This window comes from Pseudomonas sp. GW821-FHT07B01, from assembly GCF_059419065.1.
Window position 1 is genome coordinate 192,145 of sequence record NZ_JBWKRA010000010.1, and the last position, 22,538, is coordinate 214,682.

18 protein-coding genes are annotated in these 22,538 nt (G+C 61.0%); 13 read left to right on the top strand and 5 right to left on the bottom strand.

Features of this window, described 5'->3' with window-relative positions; translation table 11 throughout:
* Positions 1-65 precede the first annotated feature (65 nt).
* Genes AC07S6_RS13870 through AC07S6_RS13925 form a run of 12 tightly spaced genes read left to right on the top strand, consistent with a single transcriptional unit; the run spans position 66 to position 15,420 of the window.
* The gene (locus AC07S6_RS13870; RefSeq protein WP_034125832.1) at positions 66-1,505 is read left to right on the top strand and encodes an undecaprenyl-phosphate glucose phosphotransferase; all 1,440 of its coding nucleotides are present in this window, start codon (positions 66-68) and stop codon (positions 1,503-1,505) included.
* A complete protein-coding gene (locus AC07S6_RS13875) occupies positions 1,505-2,962 on the top strand; it encodes a mannose-1-phosphate guanylyltransferase/mannose-6-phosphate isomerase (RefSeq protein ID WP_495112487.1) in 1,458 nt (485 codons plus the stop codon). Before AC07S6_RS13870 ends, AC07S6_RS13875 begins: the two co-directional genes overlap by 1 nt.
* Position 2,963: 1 nt before the next feature.
* Positions 2,964-3,875 (top strand): glycosyltransferase family 2 protein, encoded by a 912-nt coding sequence (locus AC07S6_RS13880; RefSeq protein ID WP_060764306.1) that lies wholly within the window; start codon positions 2,964-2,966, stop codon positions 3,873-3,875.
* A 29-nt stretch (positions 3,876-3,904) separates the two neighbouring features.
* Positions 3,905-4,681 (top strand): polysaccharide biosynthesis/export family protein, encoded by a 777-nt coding sequence (locus AC07S6_RS13885; protein ID WP_034125835.1) that lies wholly within the window; start codon positions 3,905-3,907, stop codon positions 4,679-4,681.
* A 14-nt stretch (positions 4,682-4,695) separates the two neighbouring features.
* A complete protein-coding gene (locus AC07S6_RS13890) occupies positions 4,696-6,687 on the top strand; it encodes a GumC family protein (protein ID WP_034125836.1) in 1,992 nt (663 codons plus the stop codon).
* Complete coding sequence (locus tag AC07S6_RS13895) at positions 6,687-7,877, top strand: glycosyltransferase (RefSeq protein ID WP_197883591.1); 1,191 nt, start codon at positions 6,687-6,689, stop codon at positions 7,875-7,877. The genes AC07S6_RS13890 and AC07S6_RS13895 overlap by 1 nt, the downstream gene beginning before the upstream one ends.
* Complete coding sequence (locus AC07S6_RS13900; protein ID WP_034125838.1) at positions 7,867-9,195, top strand: cellulase family glycosylhydrolase; 1,329 nt, start codon at positions 7,867-7,869, stop codon at positions 9,193-9,195. The genes AC07S6_RS13895 and AC07S6_RS13900 overlap by 11 nt, the downstream gene beginning before the upstream one ends.
* 8 nt (positions 9,196-9,203) lie before the next feature.
* Positions 9,204-10,421 carry a glycosyltransferase family 4 protein gene (locus AC07S6_RS13905; RefSeq protein ID WP_495112488.1) on the top strand — a complete coding sequence of 406 codons (1,218 nt, stop codon included), beginning with the start codon at positions 9,204-9,206 and terminating at the stop codon, positions 10,419-10,421.
* A complete protein-coding gene (locus AC07S6_RS13910) occupies positions 10,412-11,515 on the top strand; it encodes a glycosyltransferase family 4 protein (protein ID WP_197883595.1) in 1,104 nt (367 codons plus the stop codon). Before AC07S6_RS13905 ends, AC07S6_RS13910 begins: the two co-directional genes overlap by 10 nt.
* Entirely contained in the window at positions 11,512-12,945 is a 1,434-nt protein-coding gene (locus AC07S6_RS13915) for an O-antigen ligase family protein (RefSeq protein WP_495112489.1), read from the top strand. Before AC07S6_RS13910 ends, AC07S6_RS13915 begins: the two co-directional genes overlap by 4 nt.
* A complete protein-coding gene (locus AC07S6_RS13920) occupies positions 12,945-14,354 on the top strand; it encodes a lipid II flippase MurJ (protein WP_495112490.1) in 1,410 nt (469 codons plus the stop codon). The genes AC07S6_RS13915 and AC07S6_RS13920 overlap by 1 nt, the downstream gene beginning before the upstream one ends.
* A gap of 22 nt (positions 14,355-14,376) precedes the next feature.
* Positions 14,377-15,420, top strand: a complete 1,044-nt coding sequence (locus tag AC07S6_RS13925) for an acyltransferase family protein (protein WP_054922231.1) — start codon at positions 14,377-14,379, stop codon at positions 15,418-15,420.
* A gap of 72 nt (positions 15,421-15,492) precedes the next feature.
* Here AC07S6_RS13925 and AC07S6_RS13930 read toward each other — a convergent pair whose 3' ends face one another.
* The 4 genes from AC07S6_RS13930 to AC07S6_RS13945 all read right to left on the bottom strand — a co-directional run bounded on the left by AC07S6_RS13930 (position 15,493) and on the right by AC07S6_RS13945 (position 19,913).
* Entirely contained in the window at positions 15,493-16,068 is a 576-nt protein-coding gene (locus tag AC07S6_RS13930) for a DUF4174 domain-containing protein (RefSeq protein ID WP_034125844.1), read from the bottom strand.
* 152 nt (positions 16,069-16,220) lie between these two features.
* Positions 16,221-16,853, bottom strand: a complete 633-nt coding sequence (locus AC07S6_RS13935) for a glutathione S-transferase N-terminal domain-containing protein (protein WP_032903754.1) — start codon at positions 16,851-16,853, stop codon at positions 16,221-16,223.
* 48 nt (positions 16,854-16,901) lie between these two features.
* Positions 16,902-19,259, bottom strand: coding sequence for a DNA polymerase II (locus AC07S6_RS13940; RefSeq protein ID WP_495112491.1), 2,358 nt, complete (start codon positions 19,257-19,259; stop codon positions 16,902-16,904).
* A 186-nt stretch (positions 19,260-19,445) separates the two neighbouring features.
* The gene (locus AC07S6_RS13945) at positions 19,446-19,913 is read right to left on the bottom strand and encodes an SRPBCC family protein (protein ID WP_495112492.1); all 468 of its coding nucleotides are present in this window, start codon (positions 19,911-19,913) and stop codon (positions 19,446-19,448) included.
* A 98-nt stretch (positions 19,914-20,011) separates the two neighbouring features.
* Here AC07S6_RS13945 and AC07S6_RS13950 point away from each other — a divergent pair, with 98 nt between their 5' ends.
* On the top strand, positions 20,012-20,413 hold the full coding sequence (locus AC07S6_RS13950; RefSeq protein ID WP_197883609.1) for a GFA family protein: 402 nt from the start codon (positions 20,012-20,014) through the stop codon (positions 20,411-20,413).
* 1 nt (position 20,414) lies between these two features.
* Here AC07S6_RS13950 and mrdA read toward each other — a convergent pair whose 3' ends face one another.
* The gene (gene mrdA, locus AC07S6_RS13955) at positions 20,415-22,307 is read right to left on the bottom strand and encodes a penicillin-binding protein 2 (RefSeq protein ID WP_197883611.1); all 1,893 of its coding nucleotides are present in this window, start codon (positions 22,305-22,307) and stop codon (positions 20,415-20,417) included.
* Positions 22,308-22,538 lie beyond the last annotated feature (231 nt).

The following is a 22,538-nucleotide window of genomic DNA, read 5'->3' on the forward strand; positions in this document are numbered from 1 at the left end:
TAGTCCGCTGCCGTCTGGTTCAGACGACCGAATAGAACGCCTGGTGTGCAATGAGGGATGTTTGTATGCGAGAGAAGTCGTCAGTTGTCAGCTTGTTTTTGACCCGAGCAGGGTTTGTCGAGTTTTTTGTGGTTTTCGTCAAGCTGGTCCACGGTCTGACGGCCATTTTCCCACCGCTGGTCCTGGCGCTTTTCCTCGACCCGATGGACCCTGAAATGCGTTCGCACTTTCTGGGCTTGCTGCTGTTTTTTGCGGTATTGACCATCATTCTGTTCCAGGCCCTGGGCATTTATTCCGAGGAACTGTTCAGTAATCGCTTGCGCCTGCGCACCAATATCGTGGCCTGGTCGTCCGCATTCTGCATCCTGTTGTTCATGTACCAGATCCTGCAGGTATTTCCGCAATTGAACCCGCGCAACCTGGTGGTGTGGTATATCGCCAGCTTGACGATGTTCTGTGCCGAACGCCTGGTGATGCTACGCCTGTACCGCAAACTCATGCGCAAGGGCAAATACCTGCAACGCACAGTGATCCTGGGTTTCACAGACACCGCCGTGCATGTCGCCGACCACTTGCAACGCAACGGCGACATTCGCTCCGGGCTTATCGGCTTTATCGACGACCGCACCGAGCGTATTCCCAAGGAGCTGAGCAGCCTGCCGCTGTTGGGCAATACCCGCGACCTGGAAAAACTGATCCGCGCCGAACAGGTCAACCAAGTGATGATCTGCCTGCCCTGGGCTGCCGAGCAACGCATTCACGGGCTGGTCAATCGCCTGCGGCAAATGTCGGTGAACGTGATGCTGGTGCCCGACATGGCTGCCCTGCGCTACGGCCATAGCCGGATCACAGACGTGGGCGGCATCCTGATGTTCAATACCTCGCAGTTGCCGCTGCGCGGTTGGTCGCCGTTTATCAAGCGTTGCGAAGACCTGCTCCTGGCGAGCATCACCCTGGTGCTGGTGTCACCGGTGATGCTGGTCACGGCCATTGCGATCAAGCTCGACTCCAAGGGCCCGGTGCTGTTTCGCCAGAACCGCTACGGCTATAACGACAACGAAATTCGCGTGTTCAAGTTCCGCTCGATGTACACCGACCAGAGCGACTTTACCGCCGAACGCCAGACCACTCGTGAAGACCCGCGCATTACCCGGGTTGGCCGCATCATCCGCAAGACCAGCATCGATGAGCTGCCGCAGTTGTTCAACGTACTGCAGGGCAACATGTCGATGGTCGGCCCGCGCCCTCATGCCACCGCCACCAAAGCCGCCGGTATTCCGTTCGAAGTGGCTGTGAGCGAATACAGCTCGCGCCACCGGGTCAAGCCCGGCATCACCGGTTGGGCGCAGATCAACGGCTACCGGGGTGAAACCGACACCCTGTTCAAAATCCAGAAACGCGTCGAATACGACCTGGAGTACATCTCCAAATGGTCCGTGTGGTTCGATTTGTACATCGTCTTCATGACGGTCCCAGCCGTCCTTTCCACCAAGGAAGTCTATTGATGAATACACTCAACGGATTAATCCCCTGCATTATTTCCGGTGGGTCAGGCACGCGGCTGTGGCCGGTGTCCCGGCAGAACATGCCCAAGCCATTCATGCGTATGCGGGACGGCCAGAGCCTGCTGCAGAAAACCTTTCAACGTGCCGCGCGCCTGCCCGGCGTGGAAAGTGTGCTGACCGTCACTAATCGCGACTTGCTGTTTCGCACCCTGGATGACTACCGCGGGGTCAACCAGGCCAGGCTGCCTCTGGACCTGTTGCTGGAGCCGTTCGGTCGCAATACCGCAGCGGCCATTGCGGTGGCGGCACTGCACGTGCAGGAGCATTTCGGTGGCGACGCCCAGTTGTTGGTGATGCCAGCCGACCATCTGGTGCTGAATGAAACCGCGTTCGCCGACGCCGTGACCCAGGCACGCGAGTTGGCCGAAGCCGGCTACCTGGTGACCTTCGGCATTCAACCCGATCACCCGGAAACAGGCTTCGGCTACATCGAAAAAGGTGAAGCCCTGAGCCTGGGTAACCGGGTCAAGCGTTTCGTCGAAAAACCCGACCTGGCCACGGCCCAAGCCTATCTCGACGGCGGCAAGCACTTGTGGAATGCCGGCATGTTCTGCTTCAAGGCCAGTACTCTGGTGGACGAGCTGGCGACCCATGCTCCCGACGTACTGGGGGCCGCTCGTGCAGCCCTCGAGCAGAGCCAGCACCTGCAAAACAGCACCTCGCGCCAGCGTGAACTGGGCAGCGAGGCCTTCGGCACCGCGCCGGACCTTTCCATCGACGTGGCGTTGATGGAAAAGTCCGCGCAAGTGGCCGTGGTGCCGTGCGACATCGGCTGGAGCGACATCGGTTCCTGGGAAGCCCTGCGCCAGCTCACGCCCAGCGATGCCCAGGGCAACCAGGTCAATGGCGAAGCCATCTTGCATGACGTGCACAACTGCTATATCGACTCGCCCAAACGCGTACTCGGTGCGGTTGGCGTGCGAGACCTGATCATCGTCGATACCCCCGATGCCCTGCTGATCGCCGACGCCAATCGCAGCCAGGACGTGCGCTACATCGCCGCCGAGCTCAAGCGCCAGAACCATCCGGCGTTCAGCCTGCACCGCACCGTCACACGGCCGTGGGGAACCTACACCGTGCTGGAGGAAAGCAGCCGGTTCAAGATCAAGCGCATCGTGGTCAAGCCCCAGGCGTCGCTGTCGCTGCAAATGCATCACCACCGCAGCGAACACTGGGTAGTGGTCAGCGGTGCCGCGCAGATCACCAATGGCGAGCGCGAATTTTTGATCAACGCCAACGAATCGACCTACATCCCGGCAGGGCACAAGCACCGCCTGACTAACCCCGGCATCATCGACCTGGTGATGATCGAAGTGCAGAGCGGCGAATACCTGGGCGAGGACGACATCGTGCGCTTCGATGACATCTATGGGCGCGCGCCCGCAGAGAAGAAATGACATGCGCACCTCGCTGATCATTCCGACCCGCAACGCGTCCAGTCATTTGACGCGGCTGCTGCCCGCGCTGCAGATGCAGACCCGGCAACCGGACGAGATGCTGGTAGTCGACAGCGCGTCCAGCGATGACACCGTGGCGCGCTTTCGCGAATTTGGCGCGCGGGTCGAGGTTATCGACGCACGCGACTTCAACCACGGTGGCACACGGCGCTGGGCCAGTGAACACACGAGCGGTGACGCACTGATCGTGATGACTCAGGACGCGATTCCGGCTGACCCCGAGACCTTCGCCAACCTGCTCGAAGAATTGCAACAAGACCCACTCAACGGCGTGGCCTACGGCCGGCAATTGCCGCACCCAGGTGCTGGCGTGCTGGGAGCCCAGTCACGCCACTTCAATTACCCGGCCCAGAGCCGCACCAAGAGCCTTGCCGACGCTGCGCAGTTGGGGATTAAAACCTGCTTCAGCTCCGACTCGTTTTCAGTCTACCGGCGCAGCGCCCTGCAGGCCGTGGGTGGCTTCCCCGCCGATGTGATCGGCAGTGAGGATGCCTACGTCGCGGCGCGCATGCTGCTTGATGGCTACAAGGTGCGCTACGCCGCCACGGCGCGGGTGTACCACTCCCACGATTACCGACTCATGGATGAGTTTCACCGCTACTTCGACATTGGCGTGTTCTACGGTCGCGAACCGTGGATTCGCCAAGCCTTTGGCGATGCCGGCGGTGAAGGTAAACGCTATGTACAGGCTGAACTCGCAGCGTTGCGCGCAGCCGGTGCATTGCACCGCGTACCCGAAGTACTGGTGCGCAGCGCGTTCAAATTGCTCGGCTATCGGCTGGGCCATCTGGAACGCCGCCTACCCCTCGCCCTAAAGCGGCGCATCAGCATGTTTCCCGGTTATTGGAGGTGAGCATCATGACCTACAGGAAGTCCCCCTTGATGAAAAGAACTATGCTCGTCCTGGCCATGATGGCACTGGCCGCCTGCAATACCCCTGCACGTATCGTCCCCCCCGACGGCAAGACGGTCGAGGACGGCAAGCGCGCCCTCGACCAGCTTGCGCAGCTGCCGCCGGCGGTAGAGCGTATCCGCATCGGCGATCAGTTGCGCATTGTGCGCGATGCCGGTGAGATGCCAACGCTGTCGGCGTTCAACGTCAGCACCATCTATGAGCTGACGCTGTACACCGTGCAAACCGATGGCAAGATCAACTACCCGTTCCTGGGCCCGATCCAGGTAGCGCGTCGTACGCCAGCCGAGGTGGCGAACGAGCTGAGCAACAAGCTTGCGCCGGTGTATCGCGAGCCACGGGTGACGGTGAACATCAACCAGGCACCGGGCAACTCGATCATCGTCGGCGGTGCGGTAAACAACCCGACCACGGTGCCGATCGCCTCGGCCAACACCCTGGAACAAGCCATCGTCGGCGCCGGCGGGGTGAACCCGGCGGGCAACGCCAGCATGGTCGCACTGTTGCGCGAAGACACCCAAGGCACCTACCGCGCTTACTTCCTGGACTTCAGCCAGTACCTCAAGACCGGCCCCAACGGGCGTAAACAAGTGCCGCTGCAGCGGGGAGATGTGGTGTTCGTGCCCAAATCCAACGTGGGCGAGCGCATCCAGGGCGTAGATACCTACTTGAACCAGTTGATCCCATTCACCAAGTCGATCGGGGTTGGCTACAACTACACCCGAACCAGCGGCGGCAGTAACTAAAGGAGCGACATCCCATGATCGAGATCCGTTCTTTTCGCGATCTTCTGCGCCTGTTCTTCATCTTCCGGCACGAGTTCAAGCTGGCGGCCATCGCGGCGCTGGTGATCATTCTGCTGGGGGCCTTTTTACTACCAGCCAAATACGAATCCACCGCACGCTTGCTGGTCAAGCCGGGGCGCGATTCGACGCTGCCCATTGAGATCAGCAACCGCCAGGCGCTGGTCATGCCGAGCACTCAACGCGACCCGATTGTCGATGAGGAACGCCTGCTGACCGGTCGCCCTATCGTGCGGGCGGTGGCCGAGCATTACCTGGAAGTCATCGACAAAATGCCGCCACCGGAAGGCCTCTGGAAGCGCACCAAGTACTACGTCAAAAGTGGTATCGGCGCAGTGTTCGACGGTGTGCGCGTGGTGCTGGAAACCGTGGGCATCATTGAACAGACCACACCCGTGGAGCGCCTGGCCGCCAGCCTGGAGAAAAACTTCGACGTCAGCCACGCGGCCGGTTCCACGGTCATGGACATCAGCTTCAAGTGGAGCGACCCGGAAATCGCCCAGGCGGTGGTCAAAAGCTGGGTCGAGACCTACATCAACGAACGCACCCAGGCCCTGGGACGCAAGAGCCTGTATGCCTTCTATGAAGGCCAGGTAGCCAACAGCGCTACCGAGATCAAGAGCTACAAGGAGCAGATTCTTGCCCACTTGAACCAGATCGGCGCGGCAAGCATCACCGATCGCCTGGAGGATTTGTCCGAGCGCATCAACGTGCTGCGTGGCGAAACCTTCAATACCACGCGCTTGATTGCCTCGTCCGACAGCGCCCTGGAGAGCACCCGCACTCAGCTCAAGACCCAACCCAAGGAAGTGACCACGGTACGCCAGATTGCGCTGAACCCGCAGCAGCAGGACTTGCGTCGCCTGCTCAACCAGAAGTTGCTGGAAAAGGCCGACATGATGCGCACCTACACCGACAATGCGCCGCCGGTCAAAGCCCTGGATGCGTCGATCCGCGCCATGCAGGCCCAGGTCGCAAATGAAAGCAATACCGTGCAAAGCTCGGAAAACCGTGCGCCGAATACTCTGGAGATCCACTTGCAGCGGGTGCTGCTCGATGAGTCCAGCAACAACTCGGCGCTGCGTACACAACTGGTGCAACAGCAGAAACAACTGGTGAACCTCGAGGCGCAACGCAAGGAAGCCCTGGAGATTGAACCGGAGCTGGCGCGCCTGTCCCGTGAACTGAGTGCCACCGAGCGTAACTATGCGCTGTATGTCGATAACCTGGAAAAATCGCGCATCGACCGTGAGTTGGATAACAGCCAGATCAGCAACATCGCGGTGATCGAGGAAGCCACCCTGAACCCTGGCCGAATCTTCCCTAAAACCCTGTTGATGCTGTTGTTGGCGATCCCGTTTTCCATCGTGGTCGGCTTGCTGGTGATCTACCTGTGCTACCTGCTCGACCAGCGCATCCATGACGGCGGCCTGGTGGAACGCAAGTTCGGCCTGCCGCTGTGGACCACCCTGCCGGAACTGGATACCAGTACCGCACAAGGCACCAACGCCTTCAACGCGAGCATCTACCGGCTCTACGGTCTGCTGCAGTTGGACCGTATCACTGAGCGCGGCCTGACCCTCGGGTTGACCTCGGCGCGCCATGGCGAAGGGGTGACGTTTGTAGTGGAACAGTTGCGCCAGTTGCTTCAGGAAAACGGCATTACTGTGCGTGTCGGCGGTGCGGCCCCGGCGGCGCCGGGCGAAGTGGTGCTGCTGGATGCCTCGGCGCTGCTGGACAACCGCGATGCCTTCGTCAATCTGCGTCGCGCCGACCTGATCGCCCTGGTGGTGGAGGCGCAGAAAAGCACGGTCCCGGTGGTGGAGCATGCGCTGTCGATCCTCAATACCGCATTCGGCAAAGTGGACGGCATCATCATCAACCGGCGTAAATTCGAAGTGCCGGCCAAGGTGCTGCAGACCATCGCCAAATATCGGGGGGCGTTCTGATGCGCATCGCCCTGCTCGCGCCTTTGCCGCCGGAAAAAAATGGGATCGCCGACTACGCGAACCATTTCAAGACGGCACTGGAGCAGCTGGGCGTGACGGTGGCGACACCGTTGAGCGGCGTCGAGGGCACCAGCATCGCGATCAAGCAGGCCATGGCTGCATTCGACTGGCAGAGCGTGGACCTGGTCCACGCCGAGCTGGGCGGCGGCCGGCTGGGGGAGTTTCTGGCGTTGCGCGAGTTGCGCAAGGCCTATCCCAACCTGCCGCTGACGGCCACCGTGCATGACCCCGAGCGCATGGTATGGCGGCGCGAGCAACTGCCCTTCCCGCTCAACCTGCTGGAGCGCTTGCCCAGCCCGTTGCCGCAAGCGGCGGTGGTGCTGGCAGACCCGCTGACCCTGCGTGAAGAGCGGCAGGTGGCCCGCGGCCTCACAAGACTGATCACCCTCACCCGCCTGGGCGCCGATTGCCTCAGCCAACGTATGCAATTGCCTGCGGGCAAAGTGGCGGTGATCAACCATGCCAACCTGGCGATTGCGGCGGTGGCGCTGCCGCCCCTGGATACGCTGCACCTGCTTTATTTCGGCTTTATCTACCGGGGCAAAGGCATTGAAGACCTGTTACAGGCCCTGGCCGCAGTCTTCCAGCAAGCCCCCCAATTGCGTGACCGTGTGCGCCTGACCCTGGCCGGTGGCACTGCCGCCGAAATGGCGTTTGGGGCGGGCGGCAATTACCTTGAACAATTGAACCGCCAGATAGCCGACCTTGGCCTGTCTGGCTCCATCGACTGGCGGCTGAACCTGCCGGCCAGCGAGATTGCGCAGACGATACAGGCGCACCACGTGATGGTGCTGCCGTATCGCGAATCGAAAAAACTTGGCCTGCTGGGTCGCCAGCGCGGCACCAGCGGCGCGTTGTCCTGGGCCGCCGCGTGCGGGCGCGGGGCGATTACTTCGGATGCACGGGCATTTGCCGAAGAGGTTGCCAGCGGGAACGGCGCAATCTATCCCCAAGGCGACGTCGCCGCGTTGAGCGCGCAACTACTGCGCCTGGCGCAGACCCCGACGCTGGCCAGGGACTGGGCCGAACGCGCCGCGCACATTGGCGGCCAACGCCTGTGGCCGCTGACCGCACGGCAGTTCAAGCAGCTTTTTGAGCAAGCGATTGCGGGGGCCCCTTATGGTGCGTAAACGTACGTACTTGGCCACGCTTGCACTGGTGGCGGTCATGGGCGTTACCGTCTTTATCTGGGGGCGCCCGGCCGATGCCGAGAGCCATGTGCTCAAGGGCAACAAGGTGCTGGTGTGGAAGGATTTCCTGGGAGTGAACGCGCAGTTCCTGTGGTTCAGCCCCCAGCGTTACCAGATGCAGATCGACCGTCTCAAGGACCTGGGCTTGCAGTGGGTACGCCTGGACCTGCATTGGGATCGGTTGGAGCCGGTGGCTGATCAGTACCAGGTGGCCACGCTGGACGAACTGGTGGCCAAGTTGCAGGACAACCAGCTCAAGTCGGTCTTCTACCTGGTGGGTTCGGCGCCCTTCATCACCACCGCGCCCGTGGGTGCGCCGTATCAGGACCAGTACCCGCCCAAGGACCCGAATGTGTTCGCGATCCGCATGGCGCTGTTGGCCCAACGTTATCCCAGCGTTGATGCCTGGCAGGTTTGGAATGAACCGAATCTGCTCGGCTTCTGGCGCCCCGTGGCCGACCCGGCCGGCTACGCCGCCCTGCTGAAAAGCAGCGCAGCGGCCCTGCGTGCGGTCAACCCGAATAAACCAGTGGTGGCGGCTGGCCTGGCGTTTTTCAGCGAGATGCCCAACGGCCAGACCATGCTCGACGCCTTCGATGCCCTCGGCGTGCCCAGCCTGAACACCGTGATGTCCTATCACCCTTACACCCAGTTGCCCGAAGGAAACGACCCCGCCAACCTGGACTTCGTCGCCAAGACAACTGCGCTCAACCAGAAACTGCGCAGCAATGGCGTCAAGACCCTGTGGAGCACCGAATGGGGCTGGTCAGCCTACACGGGGCCCAAGGAAGTCCAGGACATCATTACCCTGCAAGGCCAGGCCGACTATGTGCTCCGCCGCCTTGCCCTGATGAGCGCGATGGATTTCGACAAGATCTTCCTGTTCACCTTGAGCGACCTCGACCAGCGCGCCAGCGTGCGCGACCGTGCCTACGGCTTGCTCGACCTCGATGCCAAGCCAAAACCGGTCTACACCGCCCTGAAGCATTTTCTCGATGTCAGCGGACCGCAATTGACGCCTGGCGACCCACCCGCCGCCGACCAACTGCCCGAGGGCCTGTTCAGCATCGGATGGACGCGCGCCGATGGTCGCAAGCTGTGGTTCTTCTGGTCGGCAAAAGGCGGTAATGCGCACCTGCCGGACCTCGCCAACGCCACCCTGTATGACCCGCTGCGCGGCACGCAAACCCCAGTGAGCGGCACCAACGGCTTGACCGTTGCGGTCAAGCCGAACCTGCAAATTCTGTTATGGGATTGAAACCCGTCATGCGCATTTTATGGATCCTGCCCTACTCACCCTGGCCCGCCACCAGCGGCGGCAAGACGCGTCAGTTCCACCTGCTGCGCAGCCTGGCGGCCCGGGGGCATCGGATCACCTTGCTCCTGCATGACAAACACCCGGTATCACTGAGCGATCGCCAGGTACTGGAAGCCTTTCTAGAGCAATTGATCATCTTGCCCCGTCGCCCGCTGCGCAGCGTGAAGACCCTGGTGGCCGGACTCTTTGCACCCTACCCCTTGCTGGCCAGCGTGAATGGGCTGTCGGGGACGTTGCAGGACCGATTCAACCAACTGCTCAATGAGCACTGGGATGTGGTGCAAATAGAACACAGCTACAGCTTCCAGCCGTATGAAGACGCCTTGGTGCGTAAGTCCCAGCCCTTCGTGCTCACCGAACACAACGTGGAATCGGCCCTGGGCGCGGCCACCTATGACCGCCTGCCGAGCTGGGCGCTGCCGTTCATTCGCTACGATCAATGGCGCTATATGCGCTGGGAACGCCGGGTAATGCGCCAGGCTACCCAGGTGGTAGCAGTAACCGACAGCGATGCACAGGTGATGCAAGGCATCGCCGGCAAACCGGTGCCGGTGGTGGTCAATGGCGTGGACTGCGACCACTTTGCCGCTGCACACCCAGATCCATCGACACGCCGTGTACTGTTTCTCGGGAACTACGAGTACGCGCCCAATGTGGACGCGATCGAGTGGGCCCTGGATGAAATCCTGCCCAAAGTCTGGGAGCGCTGCCCGGATGCGCGCATGAGCGTGTGCGGTTTCGGCATGCCCGACAGCTGGCGCGAGCGCTGGCAGGACCCCCGCATCGAGTGGCAAGGCTTCGTGCCGAACCTGCTGAGCCTGCAATCGAGTTGTTCAGTGTTCCTGGCACCGTTACGCCATGGCGGCGGCTCCAAGCTCAAAGTGCTGGAAGCGCTGGCGGCCGGGCTGCCCCTGGCCAGCACCGAGCAGGGCGTGTCGGGCTTGGACCTGGTCGACGGCTTGGACTACCTCGCAGGGCAGACCGCCGCTGAACTGGCGAATGCTGTAGTACGCCTGCTGCAATGCCCCGCGGCCGCAGCGCCCATTGGCGAAGCCGGGCGCGCCTATGTGCGGCGAGCCCATGACTGGAGCGTGGCCGCCAGCCAATTGGAGCAGGTGTACGCCAGCCTGTCGCCGCTCACTCAAAAGGAGCCTGTATGCGTGTAGGCCTGGATTACCGCACCGTCGGCACCTCGCCGCAATCGGGTATCAGCCGCCAGGTGTATGCCCTGGAAAGCGCCTTGCGTGCCTTGCCGGGTATCGAATTGGAACGGTTTACCGTGGCCCCGCTGGGCGACCAGACACGCTTGCAGGCCCACTGCCCGACCTGGGGTTGCGCGAAGACGGCGATGCATCAGCCACAGAATCGCCTGCGTTTCGAAGCCGGCTTTTTACCCCGGGCCCTGCGCGAACAACAGATTGACCTGTACATCAGCACCTTCAATATGGGCTTGCCATTACCACCCAAGCCCAAGGGGCTGCGCACTGTGGTACTGCTGCACGACCTGTTCCAGATCACCTTGGACAACTACCACGCCAATCGCCTCAAGGCCCTGGTCTACAAGACCAGCGACCGGCTGTCGATTGCCTATGCGGTGCGCAGCGCCGACCGCGTGTGGACACCCTCCCAATACAGTGCCGATGAAACCGTACGCCTGTTTCCCCAGGCGGCGGGCAAGGTGCGTGTGCTGCCTAATCAGGTGGATGGGTTCAATGAGCCGGCAGCAGACCTGTCTGATCGCCACTTACCCGAAGCCTTCTGGCTACTGGTGGGCACTCGCGAGTTGCGCAAGAACGTACCCTTTCTGGTGAAGGCCTGGCAGCAGGCGCGGCAGCAATCACCCGCTGTACCGGAATTGGTGCTGGTGGGCAGCCTTGAGCATTTGCCCGAAGCACAGCGCGGGCTACCGGGAATTCGCGCACTCAGTGGTGTCACCGATGCCCAACTGCAGGCGTTGTACCGCCAGGCGTCCCGTGTATGGCAGCCCTCCTACGCGGAAGGGTTTGGTTTACCGGTGATTGAAGCGCTGAGCGTCGGCACACCTGTGGCCGTGGCCAGCGGTACCTCGCTGGATGAAATCACCCCGCCGTCGGCGCCGCGGTTTTCCCCGACCGATGGCCCGGCGTTGGTGCAACTGATGCTGAGCCTGGGCGAGCGCAGCGACGAGTCTTCTGCAGAACAACGCAAGCAATGGGCCGAACGCTACAACCCAAACGCCTATCGTCGGCGCCTGGCCGAACTGATCGAGGAACTGAAATGAGACTCTCCCTGGCAAGCCTCGTCGCCATCCTCTTCGGCGTGCTGTTTGGTGCAGCCGCCCTGGCGCTGTCACCGGCCAAGGCCTTTCTCGCTGTGATGGGTGTTGCGGCAGCCGTGACCATCCTGCGCTTTCCCTTCTGGGGCTTGTTGCTGTTTGCCCTGGTCGCGACCTTCATGCCCTACTCCACCCTCAACCTGGGCATCCGCAGCACGGTAAGCGAAGCCATCCTGGCGCTGACCTGGGGCGCCGTGCTGTGGCACAGCTTCCTGTCACGCCTGCCCGATGCACCGCGCCTGGCACGCCGGCCCACCGACCAGATGCTGCTGTGGCTGATGCTGTTCAGCGTGTTCCCGTTTATCGTTGGCCAGGTGAGCATCCACGCCGAAAGCAGCGGCGTAGCCAACTGGCTGCGCTGGTTGTTGAACCTGTCTGGGGTGTTCCTGGCCGCCAAGCTGCTGGTGGACTATAAACGCCGCGAAAGCCTGGTGATCGCCTTGCTGCTGGGCACTCTGGCGATGCTGGTGATGTCGATCGCCGTGTTCGTGCGCACGCGCTCAGGGGCAGGGATTGCGCCGATTCTCGCCCTTCTCAACTACGGCAACTTCGACATGTTGAAATTCGGCCTGGAAGCCATGTCGTCGCGCATGGGTTCACCGTGGATGCACCCGAACGCCATCGGCGGGATCATGGCGCTGTTGCTGCCCCTGGCGTTCTGTTACGGCATGACCGAACAAGGTTTCAAACGTGCGCTGGGCCTTGGCGTGGCGTGCCTGGGAGCGGCGGCGTTGCTGTTGGCCAGCAGCCGTGGCGCGATGGTCAGCCTGGCGCTGGTACTGATGTGGATGGCCACCCGCCGCGTGCCTTACACCGGACGCTTGTTGATGATCGGCGCGGCGTTGACCGTGGCCTTGGTGATGGCCTATCCACCGCTGCAGGAACGCTTGGCGACGATCTTTTCGTCGAGCAACGCCAGCACCGAAGTTCGTTTTGATGAATACCGCATGTTCCCCCAGGCCGTGGTGGCGTATCCGTTCGGCATTGGCTTCAAGGTTGACCCTCCGGTACCGGGCACACACTTGCTGGGGATCTCCAACCTGTGGCTGAACTTTATCTACAAGACCGGCATCGTCGGCATGCTGCTCTTTATAGCCGTTACGGTGCGTTGGTGGCGTGAAGCCAGGCCGGAAAAAGGCCCGATCCGCCTGACCAAGGACAATGCCCTGTGGCTGGGCAGCACGGCAGGAATTCTGTCGGCGCTGGTCAGTGGGTTATTTGACCACTACTTCAGTTTTGCCGTCGTGATGGTCGCGCTGTTCTGGCTGATGGTTGGGATCAATGTGCTGGAAGCACGGCGCTTGTTCCCAGCGCGCCTGCCACAGGTCAAGACTGTGGTTTTTCGCAAGCCGCTGCTTGATGGCGCGCGCCCCTGATGCTCGGTTCTGCCGTATGGCTGACGCTGGCGACCCTGCTCGGCCTGTGCCTGGGGTTCGCACGCGAATGGTTACTGGTGGCGGCCTGGGGCGCGGGGGAGCGCAGTGATGCGTTCTTGATCGCACTGTTCTTGCCCGAGGCGCTGCGAATGTCACTGGCCGGTGGCGTGTTGAGCGCCGCCGCGTTGCCGCTCTACTTGCAGCGCAAGGACAGCGAGCGCCTCGATTGGCTGGCCGTGTTGTTCCCGGCATTGCTGTTGGTTGCCCTGCTGGTCAGTCTGCTGCTGATGCTGTCAGCCCCCTGGCTGGTGCAGGTACTGGGCCCGGGGCTGGCGACCAGTGCCACCGCCCTGGCCGCCAGCAATTTGCAGGTCGTGGCCTGGTGCGTGCCAGGCTTGATGCTGCATGCACTGTTCAGTATTCCCTTGCAGGCCAGCGAGCGTTTTTTGCTGGCAGGGCTCGGCTCGTTGTTGTTCAACCTGCCGCCGGTGGCCTATCTCGCGTTGGCCGGCACGGCCAGTCAACCCCATAGCCTCGCCTTGGCCTGTCTCGCCGGTAGCCTGTTGATGCCTTTGGCGTTGTTGCCGTCGATTTGGCGTCAGGGCTGGCGGCCGTGGCGCATGCAGCTGTCGGTTGCCCCCCTGCGGGAGTTGGGCCAGCGTATAGGCCCGCTGTTACTGAGCAACGGCGCCAGCCAGGGCTTGGCTTTGATCGAACGCCTGGTGGCGTCGCTGCTGGGGGAAGGCGCGGTGACCTGGGTCAACCTGGCCCGCAAGCTGATGAACCTGCCACTGATTGCGCTGATGAGCCTCAACCAGGTGCTGCTGGGCATGATGAGCCGCCGTCAGGGCGATGAACGCCTGGCCCTGCTCAAGCGCGGCCTGGAAACCGCCAGTGTGCTGACGCTGCCGGCGGGCGTCGGCCTGGTGGCGGCGGCGCCCAGTCTGGTGGCGTTGCTGCTGCCCAAGCAATCGGTTGATTCGCCTCTGCCACTGCTGCTGGCATGGTTTGCCGTGCCCTTGGTGTTTGGCGCATGGAACGCCCTGCTGGCGCGCTATGCGTATGCCGCGGGTGATACGCGCCAGCCGCTGCGTTGTGAATTATTGGGCAGCCTGGTCAACGTGCTGTTGCTCTGCGCACTGCCGTTTGCATTTGGCCTGGCCGGTATTCCGTTGGCGGCGTTGGCTGGGGTGATCTGCACCGCGCTGCTGCTGATGCAGCGCCAGGGGCTGCTCACGGCACTGCCTTGGGCGCGGCACTGGCTGCTCGGCACGTTGATGCTGGGGCTGGCGGCGCTGGTGTTGTTCGGGTTGCAAGGCGTATGGCTGCAGTTGGGGTTGAGTACCCTGGCAGGTGCTTTGGTGTTGCTGGGCATGGGGCTGTGGCTTAGGCCGTGGCGCAAGGCGTGAATGATCGTTCGGGAAGACTTAGATGAAACATCGCTGGATTCAAATGGATATCGCCAAGGGCATTGGTATCCTGATTATTGTGTATGGCCACAGTTGGTTCGTCGCCACCTCGCTGGACTTGATGTACCCGATCCTGGCGTCGTTCGTGCTGCCGTTGTTCTTTTTCCTGTCAGGGGTGTTCTTCAAGCCCGAGCAACCGTTCGTGGAGATGGCGGTGCGCAAGGCCGATGGCCTGCTCAAGCCGTTTTTTTTCACCATGCTGCTGTACGTGATCGTGCGTGACGTACTGCGGGGGCAACCGCTGCTGCCGGATATAGGCGGCGTGCTGTATGCCTCGGTGGACACTATCCCATGGCAAGCGCTGTGGTTCTTGCCGCACTTCTGGGTGGCGATTCTATTCAGCTGGCTGATGCTGCGGCTGATCCAGCGCTTGAAGCTGCCCCTGGTGGCCGCCTGCATGCTGATCGGCGTGCAACTGTTGCTAGGCATCTGGACGCTGCAATGGTTCTGGCAGATACCGGTGAGCGTCGGTGACCACACCTGGACGCTGCCCGGCCTGCCTTTCAGCCTCGACGTCACGCTGATCAGCAGCACCTACTTCATCTATGGCTACCTGCTGCGCGATTGGCTGCGTCGGCATGAAGGTTCGTTGCTGACCCTGTTGATCTCGGTGGTGCTGTTCGCCGCCGTGTTCATTTACAGCCACGACACCATGGACTTGGCCCAGCGACGCTACGACCACTGGCTATGGACCAGCCTGCTGGCGGTGATCGGCGTGTACATTTGCTGGGCGCTGGCGCGGGTGTTGATGGTGTCGGCGCTGCTCACCCGAGTGATGACCTATATCGGCCAGTCCACCCTGATTCTGTTGATCTTTCATGGCGAAATCCAGCACAAGACGTTTGACCTGATGGAGCGCCTGGGCCTGCATCCGTTCATGGCGGCATGTGTAGGTTTGGTGGTGGCACTGTTGGTGCCGTTGCTGATAGGGGAAGTGATCAAGCGGGTGGCGTTCTTGCGGTTTTTCTATTTTCCGTTTCCGGTGCGCAAAGCGCCTAAACCCTAAAAGCACTACAGGACTAATGAGGAAGCGGGCTTGCTTGCCACAGCAAGCCAGCTCCCACATGGGTCATGTAGTTCAATCATCAAGTTGCTGAGGCGCCGACTTGCTGACGGGTTTGCCAGGTTTGGCCCCCTTGGCCGGCGCAGCAGGTGCGGCAGGCTCAGGTTCTGCCACGGCAGCTGCTTCTTTTTCTGCCATCGGCATCTGGTCGATGGCGCTGAAGAATTCCTTCAGGTCGAGGCTGTCCGGCGGCACGGTTTTTTCGAGTTTCTTCTCGCCGTCCTTGCCGACCAGAATCACTTTGGTGCCGCTGCCGACGCCGAGCTTGAGGGCACGGATCAGTGCGTTGGTTTCAGGCGGCGTGAGCTTTTTGCTGTCTTTGGGATCCTTGGCGAACTTCTCCCCTTCGGCACCAATGCTGCCGAACTTCACGGTGTAGAACACCATGCTGCGCTCTTCGAAGGCCTGCTTGGTGGCAGCCTCTTCCAGTTGTTTCTTCAGCGTTGCCAGTGTCGGGTTTCCAGCATCAAGCTCCACGACCACCAGGGGGCGCGTCTTGCCCAATTCCTGCTTGAGCGGATTATCATCAGCGGCCAACAACGGCCCCGTAAAAGCCATCAAGGTAGCCAGGGTCAGCGACCGGATGAGCATGCGCACCTCCTTTGAATTCCATGCAGGGTTCTTGAGTTTCATGTCTGCGACAGCCAAATTCAAGGATGATTCCTACACCACTTTGAGAAGCGTAGGTCAGGAAGCCCGCTACGCAAGGGCTTGGACAGTGGCTCGGTCATTGTTTCTTCCGGTTACGAGACCTTCCACTGCGGCCAATGCCGGGCAAAAACGGGGGCCACGACAGGGTCGGCGTCTACCCGCTCCAGGCTCTGCGCAAAGCCCGGCGCCAGGTTGCCGAGCACCTCGCGCGCGTCGTCCCAACGCGATACCGCCGCCGCCATGATGCCCAGTGCATTCGGCGCGTTGCTGGGTGTAAACAGCTGGCCGGCAAACTGATCGGCAAACACGACCCAAGCCTGGTGCAGGTAGCGCCGTGTGCCGCTGACCAGTTGTGCTTGCTGCGCCTCATCGGCATTGCCCAACCAGCGTTGCGGATAGTCGATGATGCCGATCGCCGAATAGCAGTTGGCGGCGATATACAGCAAGCCGCGCAGGATCTGCGTACGATCGCCGGCCAGCAATTCGGCCTTGGGATACTCCAGGCCCAAGTGGATCAGGATCGCGGCGCTTTCGGTCAGTACCTGGCCATTTGGAGTGACCAGGGTGGGGATCTGCTTGAGTGGATTGATACGTGCAAGGGCGTCGCTACCCTCGCCGTCCTGCCAGGAACTGGCCTGCACGCGATGCCACGGCACTGCGCAGCGCTGCAGGGCGATTTCGATCATGCAGGAGCCGGATTCGTCGGTGCCATAAAGGGTGTACATGGGCGTTTCCTCCTGAGCGATGGGCAATATTGAGCCTGTGGTGATTACCTAGAATAGCCCCATCTGCCCGCCTACCAGGGTACCGAAATCGTCATTCACGAAGGGCAGGATTGCGTCGGCCACGGGCTGCAATTGGCGCGTGACGTAGTGGTCGTAGTCGATGGGCGCCTGACGCACTTCCAGCGGTTCCGGGCCGTTGACACTGATCACGTAGCTGATCCAGCCACCGCGCTGGTACTGGCGCGGGCGGCCCAGGCGGTCGTTGTACTCGTCTGCCAGGCGCGCGGCGCGTACGTGGGGCGGGACGTTGCGTTCGTAGTCGTGCAAGGGCCGGCGCAGGCGTTTGCGGTAGATCAACAACTCATCGAATTCGCCGCTCAAGGTACGCCGCACGTAGTCGCGTATGTAGTCCTGATGGGGTTGGCGATGGAAGATGCGTTGGTAGAGTTCCTGCTGGAATTGCCGGGCCAGGGGCGACCAGTCGCTGCGCACGGTTTCCAGGCCTTTGTAGACCATGTCTTCACTGCCATCTTCGCGCACGACCAGGCCCGCATAGCGCTTTTTGCTGCCCTCCTCGGCGCCACGAATGGTCGGCATCAGGAAGCGGCTGAAGTGGGTTTCGTATTGCAGCTCCAGGGCGCTTTGCAGGCCGTACTCGTTGCTCAGGTGCGCGCGCCACCAGTCGTTGACGTGCTGCACCAGCGCCAGGCCGATGTGATTGGCGTCCTGCGCAGAGTGCGCACTGCCCAGCCAGACGAAGGTGGAGTCGGTGTCACCGTAAATCACCTCGTACCCTTGGGCCTCAACCAGCGCGCGGGTCTGGCGCATGATCTGGTGCCCACGCAGGGTAATCGAGGACGCCAGCCGGGTGTCGAAGAACCGGCAGCCGCTGGAGCCGAGCACACCGTAAAAGGCGTTCATGATGATCTTCAGTGCCTGGGACAACGGCGCATTGCGCTCGCGCTTGGCCTCTTCGCGGCCTTCGGACACCCGCGTGACGATGGACGGCAGGCAATGCCGGGTGCGGGAGAAGCGCGCTCCGCGAAAGCCTTCCACCGAATCGCTGTCGTCGGGATGCTTGAGGCCTTCGATCAAGCCCACCGGGTCGATGAGGAAGCTGCGGATGATCGACGGGTAAAGGCTTTTGTAGTCCAGCACCAGCACCGATTCATAGAGGCCCGGGCGCGAGTCCATGACAAACCCGCCGGGGCTGGCTTGGGGCGGTTTGTCGCCCAGGTTCGGCGCGACGAAACCCTGGCGGTGCATCAACGGCATGTACAGGTGGGTGAAGGCGGCCACGGAGCCGCCGTTACGGTCGGCCGGCAACCCGGTGACGCTGGCACGTTCCAGCAGGAACTTGAGCAACTCGGTCTTCTCGAAAATCCGCGTGACCAGTTCGCAGTCCTTGAGGTTGTAGCGCGCGAGAGCAGGCTTGTCCTCGGCAAACATGCGGTTGATTTCGTCCATGCGCTGGTACGGCGTGGAGATGTCCTTGCCTTCGCCGAGCAGGGTTTGCGCAACGTTTTCCAGGCTGAAGGATTCAAAACTCCAAGTGGCCGAACGCAGCGCTTCGATACCGTCGATGATCAGTCTTCCTGCCGCCGCCGCAAAGTAGTGATTGCGGCTGCCGTGTTCGCGCCAGGCCATGGCCTCACCGCCACGCCCGAGCAACAGCGGCACGTTCAGGCGCTGGGCGTGTTCGTGGAGTACGCGCAGGTCGAACTGCACCACGTTCCAGCCGATGATCGCGTCGGGGTCGAAAGTGGCCAGCCATTGGTTGAGGTGTTCGAGCAGTTGAGCGCGGGTGTCGCAATAGTCGAGCTTGAAATCCACGGCGTCGGTTTTGTTCGGCGGGCCGAGCATGTACACCTGGCGTTCGCCACAGCCTTCGAGAGCGATGGAGTAGAGATCGCCCTGGGCGGTGGTCTCGATGTCCAGGGACACCAGCTTCAAGGGAGGACGGTAGTCGGGGGCAGGCTTCATTTGCGCGTCGAGCAAGGTGCCGCTTGCATCAGCGGTGCCACCGAACCAGACGGGAGCGGTGATAAAACGCTCCATCATGTAGCGCTCCGGAGGGCGCACGTCACCTTCGTAGACATCGACCCCGGCAGCACGCAGGCGCTTCTCGATATCCATCAACTGGCGGTGCTGGCGCGCATAGAGGCCCAGAACCGGGCGGTGATGAAAGTCGCATAGCTGCAAGGGGCGCAACTCGAGATCGCGCTCCCCCTTGAGCAGCCAGTCGAGTGGCTTGCGATGGGCCTCTGGGATGAAAACCACCGAGGTCTGCACGGGTAGGCGAATGCACCGTGGCCCTTGATCGGTGGCCAGCCAGAAGCTGACCTCGGTGCCCGCCGGGGTATCGCGCCAATGCCGGGTCAGGACAAAACCCTGCTGTAAATCCACCGTACCGCACCTCAGGAATCGCTTTCAGGGCGTGATTCTACTCGGCATCCGTGCAAACGCCACCACCGACCGCTACGTGCATGAAGCCCAGCAAATCAAGAAAAGGCATTGAGCTGAACGTGATTTGTGAGCCCGTCAGCGGCCTGTCTGCCTAGGGGAGTGAAGACTGCCCTCCGGTGTGCGCCATCACCTTGTTGGGGGCTTGCTCAGATAATTTTCGATATTGCCCATTTGCTCATCCCAGCCACGGGAGTTCATCTTGAAGGCTTTCTGACGACGCGCTTCGGGCACCTTGTCAAAACCGGACTCAACGACCCGCAACAGAATGCCTGGAGCGCGATCTTCAATCGTGAACTCCACCAGCGTCGGCGCCTCTTTGTCGTAGTCGACGCCCTCTTCCACTGCGAAAGGATGCCACCAGAAGGAAAACAGCGTTTGGGGCAGGATACGTTCGATCCTGGCCTTCCACACGACATGTTCATAACCTTGATAGGTAATCGGCGCTTCGATGGTTTCCCCAGCCACAAAGGTTTTACCCTTAAGCGCGATACCGAACCAGCGTCCAAATTGCTCGGCCTGCGTGAGAGCCTCCCAGACCTGTTTACGTGACGCATTGAGCAGGACTTTACGTTCGATGCGATCTAATACGTGCATAAGTCACCTCCTTCATTGAACAGTAGGCGACATCAACCAATGCGCAACCTTGCGTTGTGCGCGATGATGATGACCCCCTCCTTGCCTGGCCATAGGTTATGACTGACCCACTGAATGGAAGTTGCTTGTGCAAAGGCGTGCGCTATCAAGTGGACAGCCTGGACATGCCCATCAGCCACTGCCACTGCGAAAGCTGCCGCAAGGCACACGCGGCAGCATTTGTTGCCACGGCCGGGGTGATGCGTGAGCATTTTCGCTGGACGCAGGGTGAGCAACTGCTGTCGTCATTTGAATCCTCACCGGGCAAATTCAGACATTTCTGCTCGCGCTGCGGCTCACATCTGATCGCTGAACGTGGGCATCAGCCTCACGTGATCGTGCGGGTGGCGACGCTGGATGATGATCCGGGCGTCAGGCCCACCTCGCATATCTGGACGGCCCATGAAGTACCGTGGCTGGCCTATGACGGCGTAGCACGCTGGGATGAGTGGGAGGTTTGAGTCAAACCCTTGGATCGCCGGGAGCCTTGGCCGGCGCTGCATATTGCGGCTTGAGATGGCCTTCCTGGTCGAGCAGCCAGGCATCCATGATCTGTCGCACCACAGGCCCGGCTACACGGCCGCCGGCCTCACCGTTTTCGATCATGACTGAAATCACGATTTTCGGATGTTCGGCCGGCGCGAAACCGACGAACAAGGCGTTATCGCGATGCCGCTCCAACGTCTTGTTACGGTTGTAGCGCTCACCCTGCTTGATCGCCACCACCTGGGCGGTACCACTCTTGCCGGCGATACGGTATTGCGCGCCTTGCGCTGCCGCTCGGGCGATACCGCGGGGATCGTGCATCACCAATTGCATGCCATGGTTGACCTGTTCCCAGTCACGCGGGTCCTTGAGGATCACGTTGGGCATTGGGTGCTCATCCACCGGTGGCACACCATTGATTGTCTTGGCCAGGTGCGGTCGGTTCCATACGCCTTTGTTGGCGATCAATGCAGTGGCCTGGGCCAATTGCAGAGGTGTTACTTGCATGTAGCCTTGACCAATGCCGAGGATCACGGTTTCGCCTGGGAACCACGGCTGGCGTCGGGTTGCACGCTTCCAGGCCTGGGATGGCATTAAGCCGGCAGACTCTTCGAACATATCCAGGGACACTTTCTGACCCAGGCCGAACTCGGCCAGATAGTCGTGCAGGCGATCGATCCCGAGTTTATGGGCCAGATCGTAGAAGTAAGTGTCGTTGGAACGCATGATGGCCGCGTCCATGTCCACCCAGCCGTCACCACTGTGGTTCCAGTTGCGGTATTTATGGTCAAAGTCTGGCAACTGATAGTAACCCGGGTCGAACACTCGGGTTTGTGGAGTAACAACGCCACTGTCGAGACCGGCGATGGCCACTTCCGGCTTGATGGTTGAGCCCGGCGCATAGAGCCCGCGTAGCACGCGGTTGAACAGCGGGCGGTCAATGGAGTCGTGCAGCGCAGCGTACTCCTTGAAGCTAATGCCTGTGACAAACAGGTTCGGATCGAAACTCGGTTTACTGACCATAGCCAGTACTTCACCGGTCTGCGGGTCCAGGGCGACCACCGAACCACGACGGTCACCCAAGGCCTCTTCGGCAGCTTCCTGTAGCTTGACGTCGAGGCTCAGGACGATATTTTTGCCAGGGATCGGATCGGTGTGCTTGAGCACGCGCAGCACACGGCCCTGTGCGTTGGTCTCTACCTCTTCATAACCGACATGGCCATGCAGTTCAGACTCGTAAAAACGCTCGATTCCGGTTTTGCCGATAGATTGGGTACCGCGGTACTCCACCGAATCAAGGGTCTTGGATTCCTTTTCGTTAATACGACCGACGTAGCCAATGGAATGGGCAAAGTGCGCGCCCAGGGGGTAGTGGCGAACGAATTGTGGTTCCACGTCCACCCCAGGTAGACGGAACTCGTTAACGGCCAAAACGGCGATCTGCTCTTCGGTCAATTCGTAGAACAACGTGACGGGAACAAACGGGTGACGGGCCTGCTTGAGCGCCTTATCAAACACCGCACGGTCTTCGGCAGGCAGGTGCAATAGATTGACGATTTCGTCCAGCTCACCCTTGAGGTCGGCGGTGCGCTCACGGGTGATGGTCAGGTTATAACTAGGGCGGTTGTCGGCCAGCACCACGCCATTACGGTCATAGATCAAGCCGCGAGTCGGTGTGATGGGCAGTACGTGGACCCGGTTGTTTTCCGAAATTGTGGAGTGGTAGTCGTACTGCACCACCTGCAGGAAATACATGCGCCCTACCAGCGCACAGGTGATCCCAATCACCAGCACCGCACAGGCGAGCAAGCGCTTGTTGACTAGGCGGTTTTCTTTTTCGTGGTCTTTGATAGGTATCGGTTCAGGCATTTCTACAGCATCTCGTTGGAAAAGGTCGACGCCGCATCCTGCGGATAAAGATCAATCCTTGTGAAAATGTGCTGCACCATAGCAAAAATGCAGAAACACTTTGTATCGAATTCCCTCAACGGCAGATTATTTAATGTTGCTGGAAGCGCTGGAATTTTCGAGCGCCCAAAACAAAACCCCAACTGCTTTCGCAATTGGGGTTTCGGAATTTAATCTTGACGATGACCTACT

What these genes read in the sequence shown, in the direction of transcription:
- AC07S6_RS13870 (WP_034125832.1), top strand. Translation starts at nt 66, where the DNA reads ATGCGAGAGAAGTCGTCAGTTGTCAGCTTGTTTTTGACCCGAGCAGGG.
- AC07S6_RS13875 (WP_495112487.1), top strand. Translation starts at nt 1,505, where the DNA reads ATGAATACACTCAACGGATTAATCCCCTGCATTATTTCCGGTGGGTCA.
- AC07S6_RS13880 (WP_060764306.1), top strand. Translation starts at nt 2,964, where the DNA reads ATGCGCACCTCGCTGATCATTCCGACCCGCAACGCGTCCAGTCATTTG.
- AC07S6_RS13885 (WP_034125835.1), top strand. Translation starts at nt 3,905, where the DNA reads ATGAAAAGAACTATGCTCGTCCTGGCCATGATGGCACTGGCCGCCTGC.
- AC07S6_RS13890 (WP_034125836.1), top strand. Translation starts at nt 4,696, where the DNA reads ATGATCGAGATCCGTTCTTTTCGCGATCTTCTGCGCCTGTTCTTCATC.
- AC07S6_RS13895 (WP_197883591.1), top strand. Translation starts at nt 6,687, where the DNA reads ATGCGCATCGCCCTGCTCGCGCCTTTGCCGCCGGAAAAAAATGGGATC.
- AC07S6_RS13900 (WP_034125838.1), top strand. Translation starts at nt 7,867, where the DNA reads ATGGTGCGTAAACGTACGTACTTGGCCACGCTTGCACTGGTGGCGGTC.
- AC07S6_RS13905 (WP_495112488.1), top strand. Translation starts at nt 9,204, where the DNA reads ATGCGCATTTTATGGATCCTGCCCTACTCACCCTGGCCCGCCACCAGC.
- AC07S6_RS13910 (WP_197883595.1), top strand. Translation starts at nt 10,412, where the DNA reads ATGCGTGTAGGCCTGGATTACCGCACCGTCGGCACCTCGCCGCAATCG.
- AC07S6_RS13915 (WP_495112489.1), top strand. Translation starts at nt 11,512, where the DNA reads ATGAGACTCTCCCTGGCAAGCCTCGTCGCCATCCTCTTCGGCGTGCTG.
- AC07S6_RS13920 (WP_495112490.1), top strand. Translation starts at nt 12,945, where the DNA reads ATGCTCGGTTCTGCCGTATGGCTGACGCTGGCGACCCTGCTCGGCCTG.
- AC07S6_RS13925 (WP_054922231.1), top strand. Translation starts at nt 14,377, where the DNA reads ATGAAACATCGCTGGATTCAAATGGATATCGCCAAGGGCATTGGTATC.
- AC07S6_RS13930 (WP_034125844.1), bottom strand. Translation starts at nt 16,068, where the DNA reads ATGCTCATCCGGTCGCTGACCCTGGCTACCTTGATGGCTTTTACGGGG.
- AC07S6_RS13935 (WP_032903754.1), bottom strand. Translation starts at nt 16,853, where the DNA reads ATGTACACCCTTTATGGCACCGACGAATCCGGCTCCTGCATGATCGAA.
- AC07S6_RS13945 (WP_495112492.1), bottom strand. Translation starts at nt 19,913, where the DNA reads ATGCACGTATTAGATCGCATCGAACGTAAAGTCCTGCTCAATGCGTCA.
- AC07S6_RS13950 (WP_197883609.1), top strand. Translation starts at nt 20,012, where the DNA reads ATGACTGACCCACTGAATGGAAGTTGCTTGTGCAAAGGCGTGCGCTAT.
- mrdA (WP_197883611.1), bottom strand. Translation starts at nt 22,307, where the DNA reads ATGCCTGAACCGATACCTATCAAAGACCACGAAAAAGAAAACCGCCTA.